4 protein-coding genes are annotated in these 2,702 nt (G+C 33.3%); 3 read left to right on the forward strand and 1 reads right to left on the reverse strand.

The window, feature by feature from the left end; translation table 11 throughout:
- Nucleotides 1–366 (forward strand): ATP-binding cassette domain-containing protein (locus AC1DUW_RS25315; protein ID WP_477643769.1); only part of this gene is annotated, 366 nt, incomplete at its 5' end.
- 270 nt (nucleotides 367–636) lie between these two features.
- Here the strand turns inward: AC1DUW_RS25315 and AC1DUW_RS25320 are convergent.
- A complete protein-coding gene (locus AC1DUW_RS25320) occupies nucleotides 637–1,089 on the reverse strand; it encodes a MarR family winged helix-turn-helix transcriptional regulator (RefSeq protein WP_477643770.1) in 453 nt (150 codons plus the stop codon).
- A gap of 123 nt (nucleotides 1,090–1,212) precedes the next feature.
- On the opposite strand from AC1DUW_RS25320, the gene AC1DUW_RS25325 reads away from it, so the two are divergent.
- Together AC1DUW_RS25325 and AC1DUW_RS25330 are read left to right on the forward strand one after the other, a co-directional pair.
- Nucleotides 1,213–1,650, forward strand: coding sequence for a GNAT family N-acetyltransferase (locus AC1DUW_RS25325; protein WP_053345779.1), 438 nt, complete (start codon nucleotides 1,213–1,215; stop codon nucleotides 1,648–1,650).
- Between the two features lie 2 nt (nucleotides 1,651–1,652).
- Nucleotides 1,653–2,303 (forward strand): YczE/YyaS/YitT family protein, encoded by a 651-nt coding sequence (locus AC1DUW_RS25330; RefSeq protein ID WP_407946250.1) that lies wholly within the window; start codon nucleotides 1,653–1,655, stop codon nucleotides 2,301–2,303.
- Nucleotides 2,304–2,702: the final 399 nt, after the last annotated feature.

Below are 2,702 nucleotides of genomic sequence, written 5' to 3' on the forward strand. Positions count from 1 at the left end.
CTACCAGATGGTTATGAGACAGTCTTAAACGAAGAAGCCTCGAACATCTCACAAGGTCAAAAGCAGCTTTTGACAATCGCACGAGCTGTCCTGGCAGATCCACCAATTATGATATTGGATGAAGCGACGTCAAGTGTGGACACTAGGACCGAAGTCTTTATCCAAAAGGCGATGAAGCGACTGATGGAAGGACGTACTAGCTTTGTAATTGCCCATCGTCTCTCAACGATTAAGGATGCAGATTTGATTCTTGTTATGGATCAAGGAAAGGTGATTGAGCAAGGAACACATTCAGAACTTTTAGAGGTAAATGGTTTCTACGCAGATCTTTACAATAGTCAGTTTACTGAAAATGTAGCTGGATAATAAGAAAGAGGCTCAATTTCAAATCGAAATTCGAGCCTCTTTCTATTAAATTCATATCCACAACTATATAAAATTTTGAACAACTCCATCTTACAACACAAAGGTTATCCAAATTAATCTCCAGAACGGGTTACAGGTGTTGGAGGTTTTTACTTTATTCACTTTACATATCTTTCTCAACTTAGAAGTACAGATGCAAATTAGCTTATGTTGCTTCAACTAATGCCCCATTTAGTCATCTATGAAGCAGGGATAATATATAAGCCTATATCAATACCCTCTTTTATTTCCTTTTTTTACAAATTCCCAATCTACCTCAATATTTTTTCTGACCTTTTGAAGAAGATGAAATATTGTTTCTGTTTCTTCAAAAGAAAATCCAGATAATGCAACCTTGTCGGTATACTCTCCTTCTTTCTTTAAAAAGGGATAAACATTTTCGCCCTTATCAGTTGGATATAACTTTTTAATTTTTTTGTTGTTATCATCATTTTTCTTTTCAATAAAACCTTGAATCTCCAGTTTTTTAATTGCACGAGCTGCTGTCGTGCGATCCACTTTTATCATTTCTGCTAACTTTTCTTGAATGATACCAGGATTTTCACATATTCGAACAAGATACAAATACTGCCCTTTTGTAAGGTCAWATTCTTTAAATTCTATATTACTTATAGAGTCCAATGCCCTTGCTATCATTCCAATTTCACGAAGTATTTCCTTCATCAAAAAAACCCCTAACTTTTTTGTTGTATTTACAACAAAAATAATTTCATTTATACTAATAAAAGGTCATAAAGTTATTATGACTTGTCTAATTAAATAAATCTAGAAAAGGGGGAAAGATCATTGGATTCAAAGAGAATAACAGTAGATAGCGATTTAAAAAATGCTTTTCATATAAGAAAAGAAGTATTTGTTGAGGAACAAGGATTCTCATTAGAAGATGAATTTGATGAATTTGATACACTTAATGGTTCTGAACACATTTTAGTCTATCATAATGAACAACCTGTCGGAACTGGAAGGTTAAGAGTTGTTGATGGTTTAGGTAAATTGGAGAGAATATGTATCTTAGAGCCTTTCCGTAAATTTGGTCTTGGAAAAATAATTATTAAAACATTAGAAGAAATCGCAAAAGAAAAGGAAATATCCCAGGTTAAATTACATGGGCAAACACAAGCAGAGGGTTTTTATAAAAAACTCGGCTACCAAACTTCATCAAATGTTTTTATGGAAGATGGTAGTCCACATATTTTAATGATAAAAGAATTAGCTAATGAATAAATGTGTTAAATGTGAGTAAAACCAAATTTATCCTCTATGTGTTAGGAATCATAATATTAGCCCTTGGTTGTTCTTTAACGATACAATCAGACCTTGGAACATCACCATTTGATGCCCTTTTGGTAGGCCTTTCTATACAAGTAGGTCTTACGGTTGGAAGCTGGGAATTCATAATAGCATTTATCATGATATTTTGTAACTCACTTTTAAAAAGACAAAAACCAGAATTTTTTGGATTACTAACTGCTTTTATAACAGGTCTTGGTATTGATATATGGCTTTTTTTATTACAAAACTTGGTACAGCCAGAACAAATACTCATTAAACTTGTTTGTTTAGGGGGTGGATTAGTTGTTATAGGACTAGGAACGGCTATCTACTTACATGCAAACTTTGCCCCACTTCCTGTAGACCGTTTGATGTTAATCATTCAAGATTTAACTGGAATGAATATAGTGTTTTCAAAAACATTAATTTATCTTGTTTTCTTAATAGCGGCAATTACATTCAATGGACCAATTGGTATCGGAACTCTATTAACCGTTTGTTTAGGAGGTCCAATTCTCAATTATTTCATCCCACTAATTGGTAGTTTATTAGATAACCCTAATCCAACAGCAAATAGAGATACAGATAAAAACCATTCGATATAGAATGGTTTTTATTTGCAAAGAATTATCCTATAGTTTGCACAATAATCTTTAGTCCACAAATCTGGCATGAACAAAGATCAACATGCACTCTTGAACTCCCTCAGTTTAATAATGAAAAAGCTGCCTTAAAGACAACCTAAAACCACAGAAAAAATCAGTAAATCAGTGATATTCATTCGCCTTAACCTTATACTCTCCATCTGTTTTGGTGCTCAAGCAAAATACTATTGAATCCGAAAGTATAGAGTATGTATAACCTTGAATTTATCCACCTAAACCCCATTTTACGTAATGACGCGAGGTTTAGAAACATGAAAAGACCGTTAAGCTTTCTTGAAGAAGTGTTTGCAGCCTTTTTGTCTCTTGTTTTACTGAGATAAAAATCAATCGTGTTTCCTT

Source organism: Peribacillus sp. P4_C12 (assembly GCF_056402095.1).